The sequence below is a fragment of the Acidovorax sp. FG27 genome (genome assembly GCF_040365715.1).
In the GTDB taxonomy this organism is placed as follows: Bacteria; Pseudomonadota; Gammaproteobacteria; order Burkholderiales; family Burkholderiaceae_C; genus Paracidovorax.
This window is the reverse complement of sequence record NZ_BAABVY010000012.1, coordinates 259,782-282,412: the sequence shown is the minus strand read 5'-3', so window position 1 is coordinate 282,412 and position 22,631 is coordinate 259,782. Positions and strand designations below refer to the sequence as shown.

Annotated in this window: 23 protein-coding genes; 20 read left to right on the top strand and 3 right to left on the bottom strand. The window is 69.1% G+C overall.

All coding sequences use genetic code 11. The features are described from left to right. Window positions 1-45: 45 nt before the first annotated feature. From motA to ABWV53_RS17195, 9 genes are all read left to right on the top strand, one after another. A complete protein-coding gene (motA, locus tag ABWV53_RS17235) occupies window positions 46-906 on the top strand; it encodes a flagellar motor stator protein MotA (protein WP_353367375.1) in 861 nt (286 codons plus the stop codon). Between the two features lie 37 nt (window positions 907-943). Next, the gene (motB, locus tag ABWV53_RS17230; protein WP_353367374.1) at window positions 944-1,918 is read left to right on the top strand and encodes a flagellar motor protein MotB; all 975 of its coding nucleotides are present in this window, start codon (window positions 944-946) and stop codon (window positions 1,916-1,918) included. A gap of 66 nt (window positions 1,919-1,984) precedes the next feature. After that, complete coding sequence (gene cheY, locus ABWV53_RS17225) at window positions 1,985-2,371, top strand: chemotaxis response regulator CheY (RefSeq protein ID WP_353367373.1); 387 nt, start codon at window positions 1,985-1,987, stop codon at window positions 2,369-2,371. 3 nt (window positions 2,372-2,374) lie between these two features. Further along, a complete protein-coding gene (locus tag ABWV53_RS17220; RefSeq protein ID WP_353367372.1) occupies window positions 2,375-3,007 on the top strand; it encodes a protein phosphatase CheZ in 633 nt (210 codons plus the stop codon). Between the two features lie 308 nt (window positions 3,008-3,315). Then, window positions 3,316-4,476: an EscU/YscU/HrcU family type III secretion system export apparatus switch protein gene (locus tag ABWV53_RS17215; RefSeq protein WP_353367371.1), complete on the top strand. Its 1,161-nt coding sequence runs from the start codon at window positions 3,316-3,318 to the stop codon at window positions 4,474-4,476. Beyond that, window positions 4,473-6,545, top strand: coding sequence for a flagellar biosynthesis protein FlhA (flhA, locus tag ABWV53_RS17210; RefSeq protein WP_353367370.1), 2,073 nt, complete (start codon window positions 4,473-4,475; stop codon window positions 6,543-6,545). Before ABWV53_RS17215 ends, flhA begins: the two co-directional genes overlap by 4 nt. Further along, window positions 6,542-8,107: a flagellar biosynthesis GTPase FlhF gene (flhF, locus tag ABWV53_RS17205; protein ID WP_353367369.1), complete on the top strand. Its 1,566-nt coding sequence runs from the start codon at window positions 6,542-6,544 to the stop codon at window positions 8,105-8,107. Before flhA ends, flhF begins: the two co-directional genes overlap by 4 nt. Then, entirely contained in the window at window positions 8,097-8,906 is an 810-nt protein-coding gene (locus ABWV53_RS17200; RefSeq protein ID WP_353367368.1) for a hypothetical protein, read from the top strand. The genes flhF and ABWV53_RS17200 overlap by 11 nt, the downstream gene beginning before the upstream one ends. A gap of 5 nt (window positions 8,907-8,911) precedes the next feature. Then, entirely contained in the window at window positions 8,912-9,628 is a 717-nt protein-coding gene (locus ABWV53_RS17195; RefSeq protein WP_353367367.1) for an RNA polymerase sigma factor FliA, read from the top strand. A 74-nt stretch (window positions 9,629-9,702) separates the two neighbouring features. On the opposite strand, the gene ABWV53_RS17190 is transcribed toward ABWV53_RS17195, so the two are convergent. The 3 genes from ABWV53_RS17190 to flgA form a co-directional block, all read right to left on the bottom strand. Further along, window positions 9,703-10,077 carry a hypothetical protein gene (locus tag ABWV53_RS17190; RefSeq protein WP_353367366.1) on the bottom strand — a complete coding sequence of 125 codons (375 nt, stop codon included), beginning with the start codon at window positions 10,075-10,077 and terminating at the stop codon, window positions 9,703-9,705. A gap of 64 nt (window positions 10,078-10,141) precedes the next feature. Further along, window positions 10,142-10,462 (bottom strand): flagellar biosynthesis anti-sigma factor FlgM, encoded by a 321-nt coding sequence (gene flgM, locus ABWV53_RS17185; RefSeq protein WP_353367365.1) that lies wholly within the window; start codon window positions 10,460-10,462, stop codon window positions 10,142-10,144. Between the two features lie 93 nt (window positions 10,463-10,555). Next, window positions 10,556-11,338, bottom strand: coding sequence for a flagellar basal body P-ring formation chaperone FlgA (gene flgA / locus ABWV53_RS17180; RefSeq protein ID WP_502903926.1), 783 nt, complete (start codon window positions 11,336-11,338; stop codon window positions 10,556-10,558). A gap of 280 nt (window positions 11,339-11,618) precedes the next feature. Between flgA and flgB the strand changes: the two genes are divergently transcribed. From flgB to flgL, 11 genes are all read left to right on the top strand, one after another. Next, a complete protein-coding gene (gene flgB / locus ABWV53_RS17175; RefSeq protein WP_353367364.1) occupies window positions 11,619-12,080 on the top strand; it encodes a flagellar basal body rod protein FlgB in 462 nt (153 codons plus the stop codon). A 72-nt stretch (window positions 12,081-12,152) separates the two neighbouring features. Next, window positions 12,153-12,557, top strand: a complete 405-nt coding sequence (gene flgC / locus ABWV53_RS17170) for a flagellar basal body rod protein FlgC (protein WP_353367363.1) — start codon at window positions 12,153-12,155, stop codon at window positions 12,555-12,557. Between the two features lie 37 nt (window positions 12,558-12,594). Further along, the gene (locus ABWV53_RS17165) at window positions 12,595-13,251 is read left to right on the top strand and encodes a flagellar hook assembly protein FlgD (RefSeq protein ID WP_353367362.1); all 657 of its coding nucleotides are present in this window, start codon (window positions 12,595-12,597) and stop codon (window positions 13,249-13,251) included. Between the two features lie 58 nt (window positions 13,252-13,309). Then, window positions 13,310-14,566, top strand: a complete 1,257-nt coding sequence (gene flgE / locus ABWV53_RS17160; protein ID WP_353367361.1) for a flagellar hook protein FlgE — start codon at window positions 13,310-13,312, stop codon at window positions 14,564-14,566. A 40-nt stretch (window positions 14,567-14,606) separates the two neighbouring features. Further along, window positions 14,607-15,350, top strand: a complete 744-nt coding sequence (locus ABWV53_RS17155; RefSeq protein WP_353367360.1) for a flagellar basal body rod protein FlgF — start codon at window positions 14,607-14,609, stop codon at window positions 15,348-15,350. A gap of 31 nt (window positions 15,351-15,381) precedes the next feature. After that, window positions 15,382-16,164 carry a flagellar basal-body rod protein FlgG gene (flgG, locus tag ABWV53_RS17150; RefSeq protein WP_353367359.1) on the top strand — a complete coding sequence of 261 codons (783 nt, stop codon included), beginning with the start codon at window positions 15,382-15,384 and terminating at the stop codon, window positions 16,162-16,164. 29 nt (window positions 16,165-16,193) lie between these two features. Continuing rightward, entirely contained in the window at window positions 16,194-16,904 is a 711-nt protein-coding gene (locus tag ABWV53_RS17145; protein ID WP_502903925.1) for a flagellar basal body L-ring protein FlgH, read from the top strand. A gap of 192 nt (window positions 16,905-17,096) precedes the next feature. After that, entirely contained in the window at window positions 17,097-18,239 is a 1,143-nt protein-coding gene (locus tag ABWV53_RS17140; RefSeq protein WP_353367358.1) for a flagellar basal body P-ring protein FlgI, read from the top strand. An 82-nt stretch (window positions 18,240-18,321) separates the two neighbouring features. Then, the gene (gene flgJ, locus ABWV53_RS17135) at window positions 18,322-19,281 is read left to right on the top strand and encodes a flagellar assembly peptidoglycan hydrolase FlgJ (RefSeq protein ID WP_353367357.1); all 960 of its coding nucleotides are present in this window, start codon (window positions 18,322-18,324) and stop codon (window positions 19,279-19,281) included. A 22-nt stretch (window positions 19,282-19,303) separates the two neighbouring features. Then, window positions 19,304-21,274 carry a flagellar hook-associated protein FlgK gene (gene flgK, locus ABWV53_RS17130; protein WP_353367356.1) on the top strand — a complete coding sequence of 657 codons (1,971 nt, stop codon included), beginning with the start codon at window positions 19,304-19,306 and terminating at the stop codon, window positions 21,272-21,274. 33 nt (window positions 21,275-21,307) lie between these two features. Beyond that, complete coding sequence (gene flgL / locus ABWV53_RS17125) at window positions 21,308-22,558, top strand: flagellar hook-associated protein FlgL (RefSeq protein WP_353367355.1); 1,251 nt, start codon at window positions 21,308-21,310, stop codon at window positions 22,556-22,558. The last annotated feature ends 73 nt before the right edge of the window (window positions 22,559-22,631 follow it).

Here is a 22,631-nt window from a genome sequence, read left to right as displayed (position 1 = left end):
GGCGCCCCTCTCTTTTCGCCCGCCTGAGCCCCTCAAGACCCTTCCATGTTCGTCATCCTCGGTTACCTCGTCTGCCTCGGCTGCATCTTCGGCGTGTACATCGCCCACGGCGGGAACATCTCGGTGATCCTGCACGCCCTGCCGTTCGAGATCATCACCATCCTGGGCGGCGCGCTGGGCGCCTTCGTGGTCAACAACCAGCCCAAGGTGATGAAGGCCACCCTGAAGGCACTGCCCACGGCCCTGAAAGGCTCCAAGTACACCAAGGCGCGGTACATGGAACTGATGGCGATGCTGTTCGACATCCTGCAAAAAGCCCGCAAGGAAGGGCTGATGGCCATCGAAAAGGACGTCGAGTCGCCGCACGAGTCCGAGATCTTCAAGAAATACCCCACCGTGGGCAGCGACCACCACGTGATCGAATTCACCACCGACTACCTGCGGATGATGGTGTCGGGCAACCTGAACGCGCACGAGATCGAGGCGCTGATGGACAGCGAGATCGAGACTCACCACCAGGAGGCGCACGCCCCGGTGGCCGCCCTGGCGCGCCTGGCGGGCGCACTGCCGGCCTTCGGCATCGTGGCGGCCGTGCTCGGCGTGGTGAACACCATGGGCTCGGTGGGGCAGCCGCCCTCGGTGCTGGGCGGCATGATCGGCTCGGCGCTGGTGGGCACGTTCCTGGGCATCTTGCTGGCCTACGGCGTGGTCGAGCCGCTGGGCGGCCTGGTCGAGCAAAAGACCGAGGACGCGGCCAAGGAGCTGCAGTGCATCAAGTCGACCCTGCTGGCGAGCATGCAGGGCTACAACCCCTCCACGGCCATCGAATTCGGCCGCAAGGTGCTGTTCTCGGGCGACCGGCCCAGCTTCAGCGAGCTGGAAGCACACGTGAAGGGCAAGAAGTAAGCGCGCGCTCCAGGGCGGCGGCACGGCGATCGACACCATGGCGGAAAAGAAACTCCAACCGATCATCATCAAGCGCGTGAAGAAGGGCGGCCACGCCGCGCACGGCGGCGCCTGGAAGATCGCGTATGCCGACTTCGTGACGGCGATGATGGCCTTCTTCCTGCTGATGTGGCTGCTGGGCTCCACCGCCAAGGGCGAGCTGCAGGGTATCGCGGCCTATTTCTCGTCGCCGATGAAGGTCGCCATGCAGGGCGGCGACGGCTCGGGCAACAGCTCCAGCATCCTGCCCGGCGGCGGCAGCGACTTGGCCAAGGTGCACGGGCAGGTCAAGCGGGCCGATTCGGAATCGACCACCTCCAGCCGGCGCATGACGGTGGAAAGCGGCAGGGCCGAGCAGGCCCGGCAGGCCAAGGCCGAGCAGGCCCGCCAGGACCAGATGCGCATCAAGGCGCTGCAGGCCAAGATCGACGCGGTGATCACCGAGAACGCCCGCCTGAAGGAGTTCCGCTCGCAGATCCGCATCGACGTGACACCCGACGGGCTGCAGATCCAGATCGTCGATGACCAGAACCGCCCGATGTTCGACAGCGGCAGCGCGTTGGTGAAACCCTACATGCGCGACATCCTGCGCGAGATCGGCACGGCCCTGGGGGGTGTGGAGAATCGCATCAGCCTGGCCGGCCACACCGACGCTGCGCCCTATGGCAACGGCGACCGGGGCTACAGCAATTGGGAGCTTTCCGCAGACCGGGCCAACGCCTCGCGGCGCGAGCTGGTGGCGGCCGGCATGCCAGATTCCAAGCTGGGCCGGGTCGTCGGGCTGGCCGCCAGCGACCTGCTGGAGCCCGCCAACCCCCGGGCGCCCATCAACCGGCGCATTACCATCACGGTTTTGACGCGTGAAGCCGAAGAGCGGCTGCTCGGCAAGGGTGCCACGCCAGCGGCCGCGGCCGCTTCCCAGGCAGCGCCTGAACCAACCGCTGACAATTCCCCACCCGCCGGGCGGCCGTAACAGCTTGTCACAAGCGCTCTGGCCCACGACAATCCCACACAGTAATTTCCGACCGAAAGGGTCCCCGTGACCACTGCCCTTCGTTTTTTGATCGTTGACGACTTCTCCACCATGCGACGCATCGTCCGCAACCTCCTCAAGGAAAGCGGCTTCACCGATGCCGACGAGGCGGAAGACGGCGTCGTGGCGCTCAACAAGCTGCGCAACAGCAAGTTCGACTTCGTCGTGACCGACATCAACATGCCGAACATGAACGGCTTCCAGCTGCTCGCCGAGATCAAAAAGGACGACAAGCTCAAGCACCTGCCGGTGCTGATGGTGACGGCCGAGGCGCGCAAGGAAGACATCGTCGCGGCCGCGCAGGGTGGCGCGGCCGGATACATCGTCAAGCCATTTACCAAAGCCACGCTCGAAGAGAAGGTGACTTTGATCCTCAAGAAAATGGGGCTGTGAACCATGGAAACACCGGGCAATGCCGCGGCGGACGCGAGCGGCGACGACGTTCACCAGAAGATCGGCCTGCTGACACGGCAGCTGCACGATTCGCTCAATGAGCTGGGCTATGCCGACAAGCTGCGCGGCTCCATGGGCGAGCTGCCCGACGCGCAGAGCCGCCTCTCGTACATCGCCCGGCTGACGGGCGAGGCGGCCGAGAAGGTGCTCAGCCGCGTGGAGCAGGCCAAGGCGCAGCACGACTTCATCGCCGCCGAGACCCGCCGCGTGGTCAATTCGCTGGTCGCCGACCCGGTGGCGGCGGTGGCCAAGGGCGAGATCTTCAACTTCCTGACCGACGTGGAGCGCGTCACCAAGGAAGCGGACGTGCATCTCACCGAGATCATGATGGCGCAGGACTTCCACGACCTGACCGGTCAGGTGATCGCCCGGGTGGTGAACCTGGCCAGCACCATCGAGCAGCAGCTGGTGCAGCTGCTGATCCAGACCGCGCCGCCCGAGATGCAGGCCGCCGTGGCCGCCGTCGAGCCGGCGCGCGAGCCGCTGCAGGGCCCGGTGGTCGACCCGGAGAACACCGCCAACGTGGTGTCCAGCCAGTCCGAGGTGGACGACCTGCTGGCCAGCCTGGGCTTCTGACGGACGCAAGCCCCGGTGCCCAGGGCCGGCCCGGCAGCGGCTTGCTCTCAAAACAAGAGCTGCCCGCGCTGCACCCTCGGGCGTTTCAGGTGATTTTGGCCAGCAAAGTCTTATGGCTCCAGCGGGAGCAGCTACGAAAGACATAGCAAGGGCCCTGGCATGCCCGTCCGGCGTCCCTCTTTACCCGATCCCGCACCCGATCCCGCGCCTGCCTCCACGCCTGAATAGCGGCGCTTCGTGCCCGCTATTCGGCCTTTAGTTTCCGGGGCCGCTCACGACAATCGCATGACTTAAGCCGTCATGCCGTCATGAGTTCCAGCCAAGACAAATCCCTACCCGCTACAGAGCAGAAGCTGCGCCAGGCCCGCAAGGACGGCCAGGTGTCGCGCTCGCGCGACCTGTCGCATCTGGCCATCCTGGGCATGGGCGCGGCGGCGGTGCTGATGCTAATGCCGTCGCTGGTCGAACACCTGCAACACGCCCTCGCCCGGCAGCTCACCTTCAACGCGGCCACGGTGCACGCCTCGGGCACGATGGTCCAGCGGCTGTCGGAGATGGCCGTGATCGGCCTGGTGGCCAGCGGCGCCTTCGCAGGCCTGACCATCCTCGCCGCCGTGGGCAGCGCGATGGGCTCGGGGGGCTGGATCTTCTCTTTCAAGCCCATCACCCCGCAGTTCAGCCGGTTGAACCCGATCTCGGGGTTCACCAACCTGTTTTCCAAGCAGCAGCTGGTCACTGTGTCCAAGATGGTGCTGATGACCGGCATCCTGGCCGTGGTGGCCTGGAATTTCCTGAGCTCCAGCATCGACAAGGTGGCGATGCTGGTGCTGCAGCCCTCGCCCATCGCCATCCGCCAGGCGGCCGACTGGGTGACCTCCGGCATGGTGCTGCTGCTGCTGGTGGTGTTCATCGCCGCCGTGATCGACGTGCCGCTGCAGGCCTTCTTCTTCAAGTCCAAGCAGAAGATGTCGCACGAAGAAGTGAAGCAGGAACACAAGCAGTCCGAGGGCAGCCCCGAGGTGAAGGGCCGCATGCGGCAGAAGGCGCGCGACATCGCCAACGGCGCCAGCCTGGCGAACGTGCCCAAGGCCGACTTCGTGGTGATGAACCCGACCCACTATGCCGTGGCCCTGAAGTACGACGAGGCGACGATGAGCGCGCCCCAGGTCATCTCCAAGGGCACCGACCTGCTGGCCTTCCGCATCCGCGAGCTGGCCAACCAGCATTCGGTGCCGGTGCTGCAGTCGCCCATGCTGGCCCGTGCGCTCTATGCCAATGCCGAGCTGGACCAGGCCATCCCGGCGCAGCTCTATTCCGCCGTGGCGCAGGTGCTGGCCTATGTGTACCGCCTGAAGGCCGCGCTGCGCGGCGAAGGCCGCATGCCCGAGCAGCAGCCCGACCCCTTCGTTCCGCCCGAACTCGATCCGCACCACACGCGGGGCACCGCCCCGGCAGGTAACGCGCCATGAAAACGCCTTCGATGAACTCGGTTCGCCAGTGGGGCTCCGCCCTGCAGGGCATGGCGGCCCCGCTGCTGGTGGTGGCCATCCTCGGGCTGATGGTGCTGCCCATTCCGGCTTGGCTGCTGGACACCTTCTTCACGCTGAACATCGCCGTCGCGCTGATGGTGATGATGGTGGCGGCGTACATGATCCGTCCGCTGGACTTCGCGGCCTTCCCCACGGTGCTGCTGCTGACCACGCTGATGCGCCTGTCGCTGAACGTGGCCTCCACCCGGGTGGTGCTGCTGGAAGGCCACACCGGCCCGGGCGCGGCCGGCGCGGTGATCGAGGCCTTCGGCCACTTCCTGATCGGCGGCAACTTCGCCGTCGGCCTGATCGTGTTCGCCATCCTGGTGGTCATCAACTTCGTGGTGGTGACCAAGGGCGCCGAACGGATCGCCGAAGTCTCGGCCCGCTTCACGCTGGACGCCATGCCCGGCAAGCAGATGGCGGTGGACGCCGACCTGAACGCCGGTCTCATCGACGAGAAGGAAGCCCGCCGCCGCCGCGCCGAAGTGGCGGAAGAAGCCAACTTCTTCGGCTCGATGGACGGTGCCTCGAAGTTCGTGCGCGGGGACGCCATCGCCGGCATCCTGATCCTGGTGATCAACATCGTCGGCGGCTTCGCCATCGGCATGCTGCAGCACGACCTGTCGGCCGGCCAGGCCGCCAACAGCTACATCCTGCTGGCGGTGGGCGATGCGCTGGTGGCGCAGATCCCGGGCCTGCTGATCTCGGTGGCCGCCGCCATGGTGATCTCGCGGGTGGGCAAGGAAGAGGACATGGGCCGCCAGATCGTGCAGCAGCTCTTCATGTCGCCGCGCGTGCTGGGCATCACGGCCGGCATCCTGATCCTGCTGGGCGTCATCCCGGGCATGCCGCATGCCGTCTTCCTCATCATGGGCGCGGGCTTCGGCTACGGCGCCTGGGTGCTGATGCAGCGCGCCAAGCGCCCTGCCCCCGTCGAAGAAGCCCCCGCACCGGTCAGCGATGGCGAGGCTTCGTGGGACGACCTGCAGCCGGTGGACCTGCTGGGCCTGGAGCTGGGCTACCGCCTGATCGCGCTGGTGGACAAGACCCGGCAAGGCGACCTGCTGACCCGCATCAAGGGCGTGCGCCGCAAGTTCGCCCAGGAGGTGGGCTTTCTGCCGCCCGCCGTGCATGTGCGCGACAACCTGGAACTCAAGCCCAGCGCCTACCGCATCACCCTGCGCGGCGTGATGGTGGGCGACGGCGAGGCCTTCCCCGGCATGTTCCTGGCGATCAACCCCGGCGGCATCACCACGCCGCTGATCGGCACGGCCACCACCGACCCGGCCTTCGGCCTGCCGGCGCACTGGATCGACGAACACCAGAAGGAAGCGGCACAAATGGCCGGTTTTACGGTCGTTGATTCGGAAACCGTGATGGCGACCCATTTGTCACACTTGATGCAAGTGCAAGCCGCCAAGCTGCTCAGCCGTACCGAGACGCAGCAACTGGTGGAACACGTGACCCGCCTGGCCCCCAAGCTCATCGAAGAAGTCGTTCCGAAAATGGTCTCCATCGCCACGTTCCAGAAAGTCCTGCAGCTGCTGCTGGAGGAGTCTGTGCACATCCGCGACATCCGCACCATCGTCGAGACGCTGGCCGAGCATGCCGGCACCATCAGCGACCCGGTGGAGCTGGCGCGCCGCGTGCGCATCGCCCTCTCGCCGGCCATCGTGCAGCAGATCTACGGCCCGACGCGCGAACTCAACGTCATCGCCATCGAGCCCGGCCTGGAACGCCTGCTGGTGCAGGCCCTGGGCAACGCCGGCGGCCCCTCGCTGGACCCGGGCGTGGCCGACATCCTGACGCAGAAGGCAGCCGAAGTGGCCATGAAGCAGGAAGAAATGGGCCTGCCGGCCTGCCTGCTGGTGCCCGACCCGATCCGCAACGCCATCGCCCGCCTGGTGCGCCGCGTGGCCCCCCGCCTGCAGGTGCTCGCCCACAGCGAGATCCCTGAAACCCACACCATCCGCATCGGCCCGATCCTCAGAGGTGCATCCGCATGAACATCAAACGCTTCAACGCTCCCACCTCGCGGGAGGCCCTGGCCAAGGCGCGCATGGCTTTTGGTGAAGGCACGCTCATCCTGTCGAACCGCCCCACGGCCAACGGCGTGGAGGTGGTGGCGACGGCGGAAGACACGCTCTCCAGCAGCCTGGACGCGGCCCCCGCCTCCATGCCTGCGCCGCTGGCGCCCGCCCAGCCCGCGCCCCGCGCCCTGGCCGCGGCGCCCGCAGGCCGGCTGCAGGACCGCGCCGCCGACATGGCCGCCGAGACCCGCGCCCGCATGCCCTCGCGCCCGCAGCAGGGCAATGGCCGCGAAGTGGTCGAGCAGGACACCGAGCAGCTGGCGATGAGCACCCTGTCGTTCCAGGACTACGTGCGCGAGCGCATGCTGCGCCGCCGCCATGAAGCGCTGAACGAAGCCGGCGGCGCGCCGGCCCTGGCCGATCGCGTGCCCGACCACCCCGCGCCGCGCGAGCACCGCATGCCCGCCGCCCAGCCCGTGCCGGTGGCCCGCCACAACCCGGTGCGCTCCATTCCGATGGACCTGCCCGAGCCGCCGCCGGCGCGCCGCACGGCAGCGGCCGCGCCCTCGCTGGCCCAGGCATCCGCCCCCCAGGGCCTGATGAACGAGCTGCAGTCCATGCGCGAGCTGATCGAGGACCGGTTCAACACGCTCGCCTGGCTGGGCCAGGCCAAGCAGGACCCGATCCAGTCGAACCTGATGCTCAAGCTGATCCGCGCAGGCTACTCGCCCGCTCTGGCACGCGGCATCCTGGAACGCATGCCGGAAGACCTGTCGGCCGGCAACGCCGTGCGCTGGCTGATGGAAGTGCTGGAGCGCAACCTGCGCACCGATTCGCACGCCCGCCCCCTCTATGAAGAAGGCGGCATCTTCGCCATGGTGGGCTCCACCGGCGTCGGCAAGACCACCACCACCGCCAAGCTGGCCGCGCTCTGCGCCCGCATCCACGGCCCCGGCAGCGTGGGCCTGATCACGCTCGACACCTACCGCGTGGGCGCCCACGAACAGCTGCGCACCTATGGCCGCATGCTGGGCATCGTCGCCCACCTGGCGCACGACCGCGCCGCGCTGCAGGACCTGCTGGGCCTCCTGAGCGGCAAGAAGATGGTGCTGATCGACACCACCGGCGTGGCCCCGCGGGACCCGCGCAAGCGCGACATGCTGGACGTGCTGGACCTGCCCCACGTGAACCGCCTGCTGGTGCTGAACGCCGGCTGCCACGGCGACACGCTCGACGACGTACTGGGCGCGTTCAAGACCGCCGGATCCCAGCAGGCCATCCTCTCCAAGGTGGACGAAGCCGTGAAGCTCGGCCCGTCCATCGACGCGCTGATCCGCCACCAGATGGTGCTGCGCGGCGTGACCAACGGCCAGCGCGTGCCGGAAGACTGGGAAGCGGCCGACGCGCACAAACTGGTCGGCGCCTCCATGCGCTCGCCGGTCAAGTCGGCTTTCGACCCCAAGGCGTCCGATCTGAATTTCTTCTTCTCGCAGTCGCCGGACCTGTCCGCCGAACGGGGGCTGGCCGATGTTGCTTGATACCGGACTGCACCAGGGTTTCGGCCTGTCGAGCGTCACGCCGCAGGCCGAGCTGCGCTGGCTGGCGGTGCTGAGCCAGCCCGACGCCACCATGGGCCTGGAGACGCTCTGGCAGGTCTGCTCCAGCCTGCAGCGGCTGGGCTACCCCGTGGTGGTGCTGGACGGCACCGCCCGCGAAACCGGCGACGCGCCGGGCCTGGAGCAGCTGCTGGCCTCGCCCGACTGGCAGGGCGGCAGCCTCTCGCGCGGCGCGTCCACGTCCACCTCGCTCGCGGTGGTACCCGCCGCCTATGGCCTGCTGTGCCTGGCCGAGCGCGCCAGCCGCGGCGAGGTGGCCGTGATGCAGCGCCTGCAGCCGATCTTCCGCGCCTATTCGCTGGTGGTGGTCTATGCCCAGCACCCGCTCATGGCACCGCTGCTGCGCGGCACCCCGGCCCTGCCGCTGGTGATGACCTCGCCGGACGCACCTGGGGTCGAGCAGAGCTACCGCCAGCTCAAGCACATGACCGTGCATGCCGGCGTGCAGTGCACCGTGGCCTCGGTCGTGGCCCCCGGCCCCTCGGAGCCCCGGCGCACCCAGACGGCGCGCGGCGCGCTGGAGACGCTGCAGCGCTGCGCCGCCGAACACCTGGGCCACACGCCGCGCACCACCATCGTGCGGGCCGGCAGCCCGCAGGACGTGCAGCGCCTGGCCTTGCAGCTGCTCGAAAACGCGTGCACCATGGACCATGGCATGCCCGCCCTGCCCACGAACCGACTGACCGCCGAGCCCCCAGCGCACTTCGTTCGGAGCCATTGATTCCCATGTACACCGCCAAAGGCCAGCTCGATCGCGATGCCCAGATCCGCCAGCACGTGCCCCTGGTGCGGCGGATCGCGCACCACATGATCGCCAAGCTCCCGCCCAACGTGGAGCTGGACGACCTGATCCAGGTCGGCATGATGGGCCTGTCCGAGGCCCTCTCGCGCTATGAAGCCGCCCAGGGCGTGCAGTTCGAGACCTTCGCCAGCCAGCGCATCCGCGGCGCCATGCTCGACGAGCTGCGCGAGGGCGACTGGATGTCGCGCAGCTCGCGCAAGAGCCAGAAGGACATCGAGCACGCCGTGCAGCGCATCGAGCAGAAGCTGGGCCGCAGCCCGCTCGAATCGGAGATCGCCCAGGAGCTGGGCATGTCGCTGGACGACTACCAGTCGCTGCTGGGCAAGGTGCGGGGCACCCAGCTCGTCTACCTGGAGGACATGGGCCGTGGCGATGACGACGACGACAGCTTCCTGGACCGCCACGTCGCCGACAGCGAGGCCGACCCCATGGCCGTGCTGCGCGACCAGCGGCTCAAGGCGTCGCTGGTGGCCGCCATCAAGACCCTGCCCGAGCGCGAGCAGTACATCATGGGCATGTACTACGAGCACGATATGAACCTGAAGGAGATCGCGGCCGTGCTGGGCGTGACCGAATCGCGCGTGTGCCAGCTGCACAGCCAGTCCATCGCCCGGCTGCGGGCCAAGATGCGGTCGCACTGAATTTCGAGGCAGCGATATACAGAGATCGCCGCCGATAAACACAAAAGGCCGACATTCGTCGGCCTTTTTGCTTTTCAACCCGGTGCGCGGTAGATCCGTGCGCCCCGCGCCGCGCCCTGCCCCGGCCCGCTGCCGTAGGTCATCACGCCCTGGGCGGGGGGCAGCAGGGAGGCGGCCTGGCGCTCCGTCAGCGCCAGCAGGCGGGCGAGCTGGTCGCGCAGCAGGGGCAGGCGGGTGCCGATGGCGCGGATGCGCTGCGTCTGGGCTTCGGTGAGCGGCGACGCCTGCGCGCCGCTGCCGCTGCCGGCCAGGGCCTGCGACAGCGTGGTGGCCGCAACGCGCAGCTGGGTGGCGGCCTGTTCGAGAGCAAGGGGGTCGGTCGCCATCAGCGCGTCCTGCACGTCCTGCAATTGCGTTTCGACGGTGGAGAGCGTGGCTTCGAGGGACATGCAGTGCATTCAGGGGCGCCAAGCTTGGCGGCGGCCACGGGGCCGGCGGGCGCCGGGCGGGCCGTCAGCCGCGGAAGCGCGAGAAGGTTTCCTCGGCGTTGGACAGCAGCTTGTCGGCGATGGCTTCGGCATCGACCGTGAACGTGCCCTGGTCGATGGCGGCCTTGACCGCCTTCACCTTGCCGGCGTCGAACTCGGCGCCGCTGCGGGCCGTGGCCTCCACCGCCCGGGCGGTGCTGGAGAACGTGACGGGCACACCGGCGGCGGCCGTGGATATGGTCTGGGCGACGGCTTGCGCCGTGGCTGCGGGGGCCTTCGCTTGCTGCTGCTTGGCGGCAGCCTGCGATACCGCGTTCGCAATATCTGGGTTCTGACCTATCTTCATTGCTCTCTCCACCACCCCGTCCGATGTGGGGCACAGTACCCCTCTTTTCGGCGGTTCCGGGATGGACTTGAGGCCTTTATTGAATTCAAGACGTTACAAGGCCGCCTCTATCGTCCCATCCTGGGCAACGACACCCCCGATGACACGGCCATTAGCCATGCGCACGCGGATATTCTGGCCCACGGCGCCGGCACTCATGGCCTGGCCGGACGAGGTGACCGCGAAGCCCGGGCCCTGCGCCACCACCTTGACCTGCGCCCCCGCCTTGAACGCGTCGGGCGCGCGAACCATATTCTGGCGCAAGGTCTGCCCGGCGGCCAGCGGGCGGGTGGCCGTCAGGCCCACCCACGCGTCGGGGCTCGCGGCGACCGGCGCTTGGTCGGCCGCCCAGTCCACCTCGGACTCGGCCGCGTCGGCCGCCGTCAGCACCGTGCCCGAGGCGACGTTGTTGGTGAGCACGAACGCCGGCCCGAAGGCCTTGACGGTCACAGGAAGGAACACGTTCCAGCGCGTGGCCCCGTCCAGGCAGCGCAGCCCCAGCCGCGTGCGGCCCCAAAGGCGTGCTCCCGCAGGCAGGTAGGGCTCGACCCGGCTGCAGGGCGCCAGGCGCAGGCGCGGGTCGAGTGAGCCAACGCTCACTTCCATGCGCAGCGGCAGGCCGGCAGCGGCGCCATTGACCTGCGCCGCCTGCACCGCGTCGTTGAGCCAGCGGGCGGACAGCGCGCCCAGCTCGCCGTCCTGCGCCGTGTCGGCCTGGCCCTGCGCCAGCGCGCCCAGGGAGACCGCCATGCCCAGGGCCAGCCCCCAGGCGGCGCGGCGCGCGCGCGTGCGCGGCACCGCGATGGGCAAGGGCGAAGAGGGCGGGCTGCGGAACATGGAACACCTCCTGGGACGACAACGACGGCAAAGATCACGGCATGGCCACGGCATGGCGGGCGGGCCGCCCGCGCGGAGGGCGCCAGCCCGCCGGGCCACCGCAGCGACTGTAGGCGCCCGTCCGCGCGGCGATGGGCCGAACTGCCCGCCGTTTCCTGCGTTCTTCCCGCTTTAGGAAAACCGGCCGAATTCCACAATCGCTGCACGCCAGGAATCCGCGTGGACTCCTGATCCCACCCACCCGCACATCCCATCCCGACACCCCGAGAGCGAGGACCGCATGCTCGACAAGCTGACCGACCGGCTGGACTTCCACGGCAACGCGCTGCTGCTGCGTTCCGAGCGCCAGCGCGCCCTCGCGAGCAACATCGCCAATGCGGACACGCCCGGCTACGTGGCGCGGGACTTCAAGTTCTCCGACGCGCTGCGCGAAGTCGGCGAAGCATCGGCCGCGAGCAGCCGCGCCCCCGCCGCGCTGCAGGGCGGCGCGGCGCGCCAGTACGGCACGACCGACCCGCGCCACATTCCGCTGCCGTCGGCCGTGGCGGGCACCGGCAACGGCGGCCTGTCGGTCAGCACGCTGGGCTACGCCGTGCAGGCCCAGCCGAACATGGACGGCAACACGGTGGACATGGACCGCGAGCGCGCTGCCTTCATGGACAACGCCGTGCGCTACGAAGCCACGCTGCGCTTCATCAACGGCAACGCCAAGACGATGCTGAGCGCCATCCAGGGCCAGTGACGGACCCGCGCCCGCCCGACAGCCCCAACTACACCCACCCGCCACCGCCTCCCCCGGAAAAGCGACGCCGCCATGTCCATGTTCTCCATCTTCAACGTCTCGTCGAGCGCGATCAGCGCGCAGTCGCAGCGCCTGAACACCGTGGCCAGCAACCTGGCCAACGTGGAGGCCGTGGCCGGCCCCGACGGCCAGGCCTACAAGGCGCGGCAGGTGGTGTTCCAGACCGCGCCGATGGGCCCCGACAGCTCCGCCGGCGTGCGGGTCAGCGCCATCCAGGAAAGCCAGGTGCCCGGGCGCCGCGTGCACGACCCGAACCACCCCTCGGCCGACGCCGAGGGCTATGTCTCCCACTCCAACGTGAACGCGGTTGAGGAGATGGTCAACATGATTTCCGCCTCGCGCTCCTACCAGAACAACGTCGAGGTCATGAACACCGCCAAGACGCTGCTGCTCAAGACCCTGCAGATGGGCCAGTGAGCGCCCTGCCTTACCTCTTCGCCCGAAAGACGCCGCCATGATCCTCAACCCCGTCGGTTCCACCGCCACCACGGCCAACACCTCCGGCAAGTCCACCTCCGCCTCGACCGACCCGAGCGCGATGCAGGACCGGTTCCTGAAGCTGCTGGTCGCCCAGCTGAACAACCAGGACCCGATGAACCCGCTGGACAACGCGCAGATGACCTCGCAGATGGCGCAGATCAACACCGTGACCGGCATCCAGACGCTGAACCTGACCATGCAGACCATGGCCGAGCAGTTCTCGACCATGCAGACGCTGCAGGGCACGCAGATGATCGGCCGCTCGGTGCTGGCCGAGGGCGACAAGCTGACCACGGCCAGCGGCGTGAGCAAGGGCCAGTTCGAGCTGGCCGGCACCGCCACCGACACGCGCGTGGAGATCGTCACGCCCGGCGGCGTGGTGGTCGGCACGGTGGAGATGGGCGCCCAGGACAAGGGCCGCCACGAATTCTCGTGGGACTCCAGCAAGTACAGCGGCAACACCAGCGACCTGAAGTTCCGCGTGGTGGCCTCCACCAAGGACGGCGCCGTGGAATCCACCCCGCTGGTCACCTCGCGGGTGACCGGCACCGGCTCGGCCAACGGCGCCCTCACCCTCACGCTGGACTCCGGCGCGACGGTGAACTACGGCCAGATCCGCGCCGTGCTCTAACCCCGCACCCGCCCCCGCTCTCCCCACACCCCCTCTTCCCCTCCCCCAGGAGCACACCATGAGTTTCCAGCAAGGCCTCTCCGGACTGAACGCCGCCAGCAAGAATCTGGACGTGATCGGCCACAACATCGCCAACTCCGGCACGACCGGCTTCAAGGCCTCCCGCGCCGAATTCGCCGAACTGGTGGCCAGCGCCATCGGCTCGTCGGGCGGCAGCAATGCCGGCATCGGGGTGGAAGTGGGCGCCGTGTCGCAGCAGTTCAACCAGGGCAACATCTCGGTCACCGGCAACACGCTGGACGTGGCCATCAACGGCAACGGCTTCTTCACGCTGCAGCAGCCCGACGGCTCGCGCGCCTACACGCGCGCCGGCAACTTCAAGCTCGATTCGTCCGGCCGCGTGGTGACCAACAGCGGCGCGCAGGTCATGGGCTATGCCATCGACCCGACCACCGGAGCGCGCACCGCCAGCAGCGCCGTGCCGCTGCAGTTCCCCACCTCGGCCCCCATCCCGGCGCGCCAGACGACCAAGGTGACGGCGTCGTTCAACCTGGACGCCCGCGCCCCCGACGCGGCCGGCAACCCCGCCGCCACCCCGCCCGTGGCCGCCACGCCGCGCTCCACCTACGGCACCTCCATCAACGTGTACGACAGCCAGGGCGTGGCCAAGCCGGTGAGCCTGTACTTCTCCAAGAACGGGTCCAACACCTGGGACGTGTACGACTCGCTGGACCCCGCCGCCACGGCCGTGGGCCAGCTCACCTTCGACAACAACGGCGTGCTCACCGGGCCGGCCGCCACGCCGCCGGCCAGCGGCTTCCAGCTGCCGCTGACCATCACGCCCACCCCGCCCAACCCGAACGCGCTGCCCAACTACACCGTGCAGGTGCAGCTCGACAAGGTCACGCAAAGCGGCAAGGCGTTCTCGGTGTCCGACCTCTCGCAGGACGGCTACACCTCGGGCGACCTCACGGGCATCAACATCGAGAACAACGGCATGGTCATGACGCGCTACTCCAACGGCGTGACGCGCGCCGAGGGGCAGGTGGCGCTGGCCAGCTTCCGCAACACGCAGGGCCTGTCCGCCGTGGGCAACAACAACTGGGTGGAGACCTTCGAGTCCGGCCAGGCCGTGACCGGCACGCCTGGCGAGGGCAACTTCGGCGCCCTGCGCTCCGGCGCGCTGGAAGAGTCGAACGTGGACCTCACGGCCGAGCTGGTCAACATGATGACCGCGCAGCGCGCCTACCAGGCCAATGCGCAGACCATCAAGACGCAGGACCAGATCATGTCCACGCTGGTGAACCTGCGCTGACGCGCCCGGCCACCGCCTGAACTGAACCACGGAGCCCTCCATGGACCGCATCATCTACACCTCCATGACCGGCGCCAGCGCGTCCTCGCAGCGGCAGGCGGTGCTGGCCAACAACCTGGCCAATGTGTCCACGAACGGGTTCCGCGCCGAGATGTCCACCTTCCGGTCGGTGCCGTTGCAGGGCACCGGTTCGTCCACCCGCGTGTTCGCGCTGGAGGCCACCTCGGGCTTCGTGGACACCCCCGGCCCCGTGCAGCGCACCAGCCGCAACCTGGACGCGATGGCGATGGGCAATGCGTGGTTCGCCGTGCAGGGCCTGGACGGCACCGAGGGCTACACCCGCGCCGGCTCGTTCGAGGTGACGCAGGCCGGCCAGCTGGTGAGCGCCAGCAGCGGTCTGCCGGTGCTCTCGGACGGCGGCGGTGCGATCGACGTGCCGCCCGGCGCCGACGTGGCGCTGGGCGCCGACGGCACGCTGACGGCCACCGTCGCCGGCCAGCGGCCCCAGGCCATCGGCCGCATCAAGCTGGCCACGCCCACGCCGGAAGACCCGCTCAAGCGCGGCGACGACGGGCTGTTCCGCGCCGCCTCGGGCGATCCGCTGCCCAGCGACGTCAACGCCCGGCTGCTGTCCGGCGCCATCGAAGGCTCCAACGTCAACGCCGTGGAATGCATGGTCGGAATGATCGCCGCGTCGCGCCAGTTCGAGCAGCAGATGCGCCTGTTGCAGACCGCCGAGAACGACGACAAGACCGCCGCGCAGCTGCTGAGCCTGAACGGCTGACCCCGCCCCCGACTTCCCACCAGGAACCGCCATGATCAATTCCCTCTGGATCGCCAAGACCGGCATGAGCGCCCAGCAAACGCAGCTGGACGTGATCTCCCACAACCTGGCCAACGTCTCCACCACCGGCTACAAGCGCAACAACGCGGTGTTCGAAGACCTGATCTACCAGAACCTGCGCCAGGTCGGCTCGCAGACCACCGAGCAGAACCAGCTGCCCACCGGCCTGCACCTGGGCCTGGGCGTGCGCACCGTCGCCACCAGCCGCAACTTCACGCAGGGCAGCCTGCAGCAGTCGGGCAACCGGCTGGACGTGGCCATCAACGGCAACGGCTTCTTCGAGGTGACGCTGCCCGACGGCACCACCGGCTACACCCGCGACGGCTCGTTCCAGCTCGACTCGCAGGGCCGCATCGTCACCTCCAACGGCCTGCCCGTGGCCAACGGCATCACCGTGCCGGGCAACGCCACCAGCGTCGGCATCAGCGAGGAAGGCGTGGTCACCGCCACCCTGCCGGGCAACACGCAGCCCCAGCAGATCGGCACCATCGCCATGGCCAGCTTCATCAATTCGGCCGGCCTGGAGCCCACCGGCCAGAACATGTACAAGGAATCGGCCGCGTCGGGCCCGCCGCAGCAGGGCACGCCCGGCACCAACGGCCTGGGCGTGATCCGCCAGGGCTTCCTGGAGACCTCGAACGTCAACGTGGTGGAGGAGCTGGTCAGCATGATCCAGACGCAGCGCGCCTACGAAATGAATTCCAAGGCCATCCAGACCTCCGACCAGATGCTGGCCAAGCTCGCGCAGCTGTGATGCGCACCGTCTCCACCAGGATGTCCGCCATGTCTCACCGCACCTTCTCGCCCCTGCTCATGCCCTTGCTCGTGCGAACCGCCGCCCTCGGCGCGCTGCTCGCTGCCACCGGCTGCGCCACGCTCAGCCCCCAGCCCCCGATCGAGCTGGTCTCCACCGCGCCGCCGCCGGTCGCCGCCATGCCCCGGCCCACGGGGCCGGCCACCGGCAGCCTGTTCCACGCGGCCAGTTACCGGCCGGTGTTCGAGGACCGCCGGGCGCGGCTGGTGGGCGACGTGGTCACCATCCAGATCGTCGAGAACGTGTCGGCCAAGCAGAATTCCACCTCCACGGTGGACCGCAGCTCGGGCACCAAGGGCGGCATCACGGCGCTGCCGTTCTTCGGCGGCGAATCCCTCGCCAAGCTGAACGTGGGCGCCACCAGCAGCAATGCCTTCTCGGGCAAGGGCGGCACGGAAAGCTCCAACACCTTCACCGGCTCCATCACCACCACCGTGGTGGAGGTGCTGCCCAACGGGCACCTGGTGGTGGCCGGCGAAAAGCAGATCGGCGTGAACGAGAACGTCGACGTGCTGCGGTTCTCCGGCACGGTGGACCCGCGCTCGCTGCAGCCGGGCAGCATGGTCAGCTCCACCATGGTGGCCAACGCCCGCGTGCAGTCGCGCGGGCGCGGCGCGCAGGGCGAGGCCCAGGCCATGGGCTGGCTCTCCCGCGCCTTCAATTCCATCGCGCCGTTCTGATCAGCCGGGGCGCCGCATCGGCGCCTTTACTATCATTTTCATAGCTGCTCGCGCTTATTCATCAAGCGCCGGCGGCTGTTTTCATTGGATTTTCGCCTCCCAGACCGGCGAGCGGGCTTGGCCGGCAAATAGCGGGTGAACCGGCGTCTTTTTGGCGATTCCCGAAACTGCGCGGCTTTCACAATCGGTGGCATGAAAGCCCTGCCTGCCCCCTCCACGTCCGTCGCCACCCGCACAGCCTGCGTTCTGCTGGCGGTGCTGGGGTCGCTGCTCGCCGCGCTGCCCGCGCACGCCTTGCGCATCAAGGAAGTGGCTGCCGTGCAGGGCGTGCGCAGCAACCAGTTGACCGGCTACGGGCTGGTGGTGGGGCTGGACGGCACGGGCGACCAGACCACGCAGATGCCCTTCACCGCGCAGGCGCTGTCGAACTACCTGCAGCAGATGGGCATCAGCCTGCCTCCGGGCACCACCGCGCCGCAGCTCAAGAACGTGGCGACCGTCATCGTCACGGCGCAACTGCCGGCCTTCGCCCAGCCGGGCCAAGCCATCGACGTGAGCGTGGCCTCGATGGGCAACGCCAAGTCGCTCAAGGGCGGCACGCTGATCGCCACGCCGCTGCGCGGCGCCGACGGCGAGATCTACGCGCTGGCCCAGGGCAACCTGGTGGTGGGCGGCGCCGGCGCCGCCGCCGGCGGCAGCAAGGTGCAGATCAACCACCTGAGCGCGGGGCGCATTCCCGACGGCGCCCAGGTCGAGCGCGCCGTGCCCACCCCGCTGCACGACGGCGACACCATCAACCTGGGCCTGAACGCGTCGGACTTCCAGACCGCCCGCAAGGTGGCCCAGACCATCAACACCCGCCTGGGCGCGGGCACCGCCACCGCGCTGGACGGCCGCACGGTGCAGGTGCGCGCCCCGCAGGACCCGGGCGGCCGCGTCAATTTCATCGCCGAGCTGGAAGAGCTGGCGATCCCCGATTCGGTGCCCTCGGCCAAGGTGGTCATCAACGCCCGCACCGGCTCCATCGTGCTGAACCAGGCGGTGACGCTGGGCGCCTGCGCCATCGCGCACGGCAACCTGTCGATCACCATCAGCTCCACCCCGGTCATCAGCCAGCCCGCGCCGCTGTCGCAGGGCCAGACGGTGGTGGCGCAAAAGAGCGACATCCAGGTGCAGCAGGAGGGCGGCAAGGTGCTGCAGCTGCCCGCCTCGCCGCAGCTGGCCGACGTGGTGCGCGCGCTCAACACGCTGGGCGCCACGCCGGGCGACCTGCTGGCCATCCTGCAGGCCATCAAGGCGGCCGGCGCGCTGAACGCCGAGCTGGAGGTGATCTGACCATGAACCCCAGCGCCACCACCGCAACCCGCGCCCCCCGTCTGGCGCACCGCCGCTGACGAGCCAAGGAAAGGAGCGCGCCATGTCCCTGTCATCGACGTCCTCGGCCACCGCGTCCGCCTCGTCCAGCCAGCAGCTGGCGGTGGATGCGCGCTCGCTGAACGCGCTGAAGCTGCAGGCGGGCCAGAACACGCCCGAGGCCGCCAAGGAAGCGGCCAAGCAGTTCGAATCGCTTTTCATGCGCGAGATGATCAAGAGCATGCGCGAGGCCACCATGAAGGCCGGCCTGCTGGACGGCGCCGAGGGCAACATGGCCAACGACATGTTCGACCAGCAGCTGTCGGTGCAGATGTCGGGGCGGCCGGGCGGGCTCTCCGAAGCCATCCAGCGCCAGCTCGCCCAGCAGATGGGCGGTGACGCCGAGGCGGCGCTGGTGCCCGGCTCGACCCTGGGCCTGGACGCGAGCACCCGCTTCCGCGCCGGCGCGGCATCCGCTGCCGGCGGCGCCCGCGCTGCCAGCGACAGCACGGCCCCGTCGCCCAAGGGCCGCGAGAACTTCGTGCAGCACCACCGCGCCGCCGCCGAGCGCGTGGCGCAGGAAAGCGGCATTCCCGCCAGCTTCATGCTCGGCCAGGCGGGCCACGAGACCGGCTGGGGCAAGAGCGAGATCCGCAGCAAGGAAACGGGCAATTCGTTCAACCTGTTCGGCATCAAGGCCGGCCGGGGCTGGACGGGCAAGGTCGCCGAGATCACCACGACCGAGTACGTGGGCGGCGTGCCGCGCAAGGTGACGGCCAAGTTCCGCGCCTACGACTCCTACGAGGACTCCTTCAAGGACTACGCCCGGCTCATCAACGACAACCCGCGCTACGAGAAGGCGCGGGGCAAGACGCATTCGGCCGTGGCCTACGCGGCCGAGCTGCAGAAAGCCGGCTACGCCACCGATCCGCAGTACGCCAGCAAGCTGAGCCGCGCCATCCAGAGCACCGTGGGCGTGGCGCCGACCAGCGTGGCGCGCCATGCGTCGAACACGCAGGCATGAACGCAGGCCCGAGGACTGAACCATGAGCCTGCTCAACGTCGGAGGCCGCGCGCTGCTGGCCAACCAGGTGGCCCTGCAGACCGCCGGCCACAACATCGCCAACGTCAACACGCCCGGCTATTCGCGCCAGACGGTGTCGCTGCAGACCGTGCAGGGCCAGTTCACGGGCGGCGGCTACATCGGCCAGGGCGTGGACGTGCAGACCATCCTGCGCAACCACAACGAGCTGCTCACCCGCCAGGCCGCCGCGGCCGGGGCCGTGCAGGCGGCGGACTCCACGCGCGCGCAGCGGCTGTCGCAGGTGCAGGACATCTTCCCGGGCGGCACCAAGGGGCTGGGCGCCTCGATCACCGACATGGTGAATTCGCTGGCCGACGTGGTGGCCTCGCCCAGCGACATCACGGCCCGCACCGTCACCCTGACCCGCGTGAGCGAAATGGCCGGTCGCATGCGATCGGCCGCCGAGCAGCTGGGCGAGGTCGCCTACTCGGTGAACGAGCAACTGGGCGGGCTGACGGACAAGATCAACAACCTGGCCCAGAGCGTGGCCCAGGTGAACGACCAGATCGCCCGCACCAAGGGCAATGGCCAGGTGCCCAACGACCTGCTGGACCGGCGCGAGCAGCTGATCCGCGAGCTGAACCAGTACGTGCAGACCACGCAGATCCCCGCCACCGACGGCACGGTGGGCCTGTTCGTGGCCGGCAGCCAGCCGCTGGTGCTGGGCACCAACGCCACGCCCGTGTCGGTGCGCGAATCCACCCTGTTCCCCGGCAGCGGCCAGATGCGGCTGACGTTCAACCCCGCCGGCGCCACGCCGATCGAGCTGGACGAGAACCTGCTGGGCGGCGGCGAGGCGGCGGGCCTGTTGCGCTTTGCCAACACCGACCTGGCCGAGGCGCGCAACCTGCTGGGCCGCATGGCCCAGGCCATCGGCATGACGATGAACGCGCAGCAGAAGCTGGGCCTCACGCTGGACGGCGTGCCCGGCAAGGACCTGTTCGCGGTGGAGACCAGCGCCCAGGGCTACTCCAGCGGCACCGCCGTGGGCACGGCCAGCTACACCGACCCGGCCCGGTTCGCGGCCTCGGACTACGAAGTGCGCTTCACCACCCCGCCGGCCGGCCAGGTGGTGCGCCTGTCGGACGGCAAGGCCACGCCGTTCACCGACCTCACCAACCTCTCGGGCCAGCAGATCGACGGCCTGCAGTTCAACCTGACGGCCGCCGGCGCCCCCGGCGAGCGCATGCTGTTCAAGCCGTTCGCCGCGCCGGCGGCCAACATCCAGGCCACGGTGTATTCGCCGCGCGACCTGGCGGTGGCCAACCCGATCAACGCGGCCATGGGCAAGAGCAACGGCGGCACGCTGCAACTGGCCGCGCTGCAGGCCACCGGCAAGCCCACGCCGCTGGTGCTGCCCGGCAATGCCAACCCCGCCGCGGTGCCGCCCATCGCCGGCGGGGTGCAGTTGCAGTTCAACGCCACCACGCCCGTCACCTTCGACGCGCTGGACCGCAGCACCAACCCGCCCACCACGCTGGCGGCCGGTCAGGCCTACGTGTCGGGCCAGCCCATCACCATCAACGGCTGGTCGATCACGCTGCAGGGCACGCCCAAGGCGGGCGACACGGTGACCGTCGGCAATGCGCTGGACCCGCAATACGGCGACGCCTACACCCGCAACGCGGGCAACGGCACGGCGCTCATGAACCTGCGCGACGCGAAGATGTTCGACGAATCGACCATGAGCGACGGCTACGCCGGCCTGATGGCGCAGATCGGCACCCGCACGCAGGCCGCGCAGTACGCGGCCGACCTGTCCACCTCCATCGCCAAGAACCTGGAGTCCGACCGCACGGCGGTGTCGGGCGTGAACCTGGACGAGGAGGCCGGCAAGCTGATCCAGTACCAGCAGGCCTACCAGGCATCAGCCAAGATGCTGCAGATCGCGCAGAGCATCTTCGACAGCCTGATCCAGACCATGGGCCGCTAAAAGCAGCCCCAGGCAACGCACGGAGCACATTCCATGACCAATTTCTACCGCGTCGGCACGGCCAACATGTACGACAGCACGCTGCGCAACCTGAGCGGGCGGCAGTCCACGCTGGTGGACCTGCAGGAAAAGCTCACTGCCGGCAAGCGCGTGGTGCGGGCCAGCGACGACCCGGTCGCCGCCGCGCAGGCCGAGCGCTCGCTCACCCGCATCACCCGCATCCAGACCGAGCAGCGCGCGCTCGAGGTGCAGCGCAACGCGGTGGCGCAGGCCGAGTCGACGCTGGGCGACGCCATCGGCCTGGTGCAGGAGATGCGCCAGCTGATGGTGGCGGCCGGCAATGGCGGCATCAAGGCCGAGGACCGCACCACCTATGCCAACCAGATCAACAGCCTGCGCGAGCAGCTCACCGAGGTCGCCAACCGCAAGGACACCAACGGCATGCCGCTGCTGGGCGCCCTGGGCAGCGCGCTGGCGCCGTTCCTCGGCCCGCAGAGCAGCAGCCCCAGCTACGTTTTCGCCGGCCAGCCGGGGCAGGCCGCCAGCACGGGCAACGGCCTGACGAGCACGCTGGACGGGCACTCGGCCTTCATGTTCGAGCCGCAGCGCGACGGCGTGTACACGGCGTCGGTGAGCACCATTCCCAATGGCCGCACGCTGACCACCGACGCCGCGCGCGCCACCGATCTCAGCCTGGTCACCGGCGACAACTACCAGATCGCCTTCACCGCCGTGGGCCCCGGCGGCACGCCCGACACCACCACGGCCACCTACACTGTGACCAACCTGACCACCGGCGTCACCAGCGCGCCGGTGACGGTGCCGGACTACCCCTCCAACAAGCCCGTCTCCATCGCGGTGAGCGGCGTGCCCGGCATGGCGCTGTCCATCACCGGCACGCCCGCCGTGGGCGACACCGTGAGCCTGCAGCCGAGCGAGAGCCTGTTCGGCAGCATCGACGCGGCCGTCAAGGGCATCGGCGGGGCCATCAACAACAACGCCGCCACGCAGGCCGTGGGCCAGGCGCTGGCGGCGGTGGACAAGGGCCTGGAGCGGCTGCACAACCTGCGCGGCTACGCCGGCGAGCTGCTCAACCGCGCCGACCGCATCACGGGCGACCAGAGCAGTCGCGCCATCCAGCTGGAGGCCGACCGCTCGCGCGCCGAAGACCTGGACATGGTGCAGGGCATCTCCGACTTCCAGACCGCGCAGGTGGGCTACGAGGCCGCGCTCAAGTCGTACGCGCAGGTGCAGAAGCTCTCGCTCTTCAACTTCATCGGCTAGGCGAGCCCTGCGGGGTTTCCGCCCGCTCCCGCCGGGCGCGCCGTCTCCGACAATGGGGGCTTGTTCGACCTGG

Bases quoted from the DNA above. Each gene is read 5' to 3' on its own strand.
- motA (WP_353367375.1), top strand. From the start codon at position 46: ATGTTCGTCATCCTCGGTTACCTCGTCTGCCTCGGCTGCATCTTCGGC.
- motB (WP_353367374.1), top strand. From the start codon at position 944: ATGGCGGAAAAGAAACTCCAACCGATCATCATCAAGCGCGTGAAGAAG.
- ABWV53_RS17220 (WP_353367372.1), top strand. From the start codon at position 2,375: ATGGAAACACCGGGCAATGCCGCGGCGGACGCGAGCGGCGACGACGTT.
- ABWV53_RS17215 (WP_353367371.1), top strand. From the start codon at position 3,316: ATGAGTTCCAGCCAAGACAAATCCCTACCCGCTACAGAGCAGAAGCTG.
- flhA (WP_353367370.1), top strand. From the start codon at position 4,473: ATGAAAACGCCTTCGATGAACTCGGTTCGCCAGTGGGGCTCCGCCCTG.
- flhF (WP_353367369.1), top strand. From the start codon at position 6,542: ATGAACATCAAACGCTTCAACGCTCCCACCTCGCGGGAGGCCCTGGCC.
- ABWV53_RS17200 (WP_353367368.1), top strand. From the start codon at position 8,097: ATGTTGCTTGATACCGGACTGCACCAGGGTTTCGGCCTGTCGAGCGTC.
- ABWV53_RS17195 (WP_353367367.1), top strand. From the start codon at position 8,912: ATGTACACCGCCAAAGGCCAGCTCGATCGCGATGCCCAGATCCGCCAG.
- ABWV53_RS17190 (WP_353367366.1), bottom strand. From the start codon at position 10,077: ATGTCCCTCGAAGCCACGCTCTCCACCGTCGAAACGCAATTGCAGGAC.
- flgM (WP_353367365.1), bottom strand. From the start codon at position 10,462: ATGAAGATAGGTCAGAACCCAGATATTGCGAACGCGGTATCGCAGGCT.
- flgA (WP_502903926.1), bottom strand. From the start codon at position 11,338: ATGTTCCGCAGCCCGCCCTCTTCGCCCTTGCCCATCGCGGTGCCGCGC.
- flgB (WP_353367364.1), top strand. From the start codon at position 11,619: ATGCTCGACAAGCTGACCGACCGGCTGGACTTCCACGGCAACGCGCTG.
- flgC (WP_353367363.1), top strand. From the start codon at position 12,153: ATGTCCATGTTCTCCATCTTCAACGTCTCGTCGAGCGCGATCAGCGCG.
- ABWV53_RS17165 (WP_353367362.1), top strand. From the start codon at position 12,595: ATGATCCTCAACCCCGTCGGTTCCACCGCCACCACGGCCAACACCTCC.
- flgE (WP_353367361.1), top strand. From the start codon at position 13,310: ATGAGTTTCCAGCAAGGCCTCTCCGGACTGAACGCCGCCAGCAAGAAT.
- ABWV53_RS17155 (WP_353367360.1), top strand. From the start codon at position 14,607: ATGGACCGCATCATCTACACCTCCATGACCGGCGCCAGCGCGTCCTCG.
- flgG (WP_353367359.1), top strand. From the start codon at position 15,382: ATGATCAATTCCCTCTGGATCGCCAAGACCGGCATGAGCGCCCAGCAA.
- ABWV53_RS17145 (WP_502903925.1), top strand. From the start codon at position 16,194: ATGTCTCACCGCACCTTCTCGCCCCTGCTCATGCCCTTGCTCGTGCGA.
- ABWV53_RS17140 (WP_353367358.1), top strand. From the start codon at position 17,097: ATGAAAGCCCTGCCTGCCCCCTCCACGTCCGTCGCCACCCGCACAGCC.
- flgJ (WP_353367357.1), top strand. From the start codon at position 18,322: ATGTCCCTGTCATCGACGTCCTCGGCCACCGCGTCCGCCTCGTCCAGC.
- flgK (WP_353367356.1), top strand. From the start codon at position 19,304: ATGAGCCTGCTCAACGTCGGAGGCCGCGCGCTGCTGGCCAACCAGGTG.
- flgL (WP_353367355.1), top strand. From the start codon at position 21,308: ATGACCAATTTCTACCGCGTCGGCACGGCCAACATGTACGACAGCACG.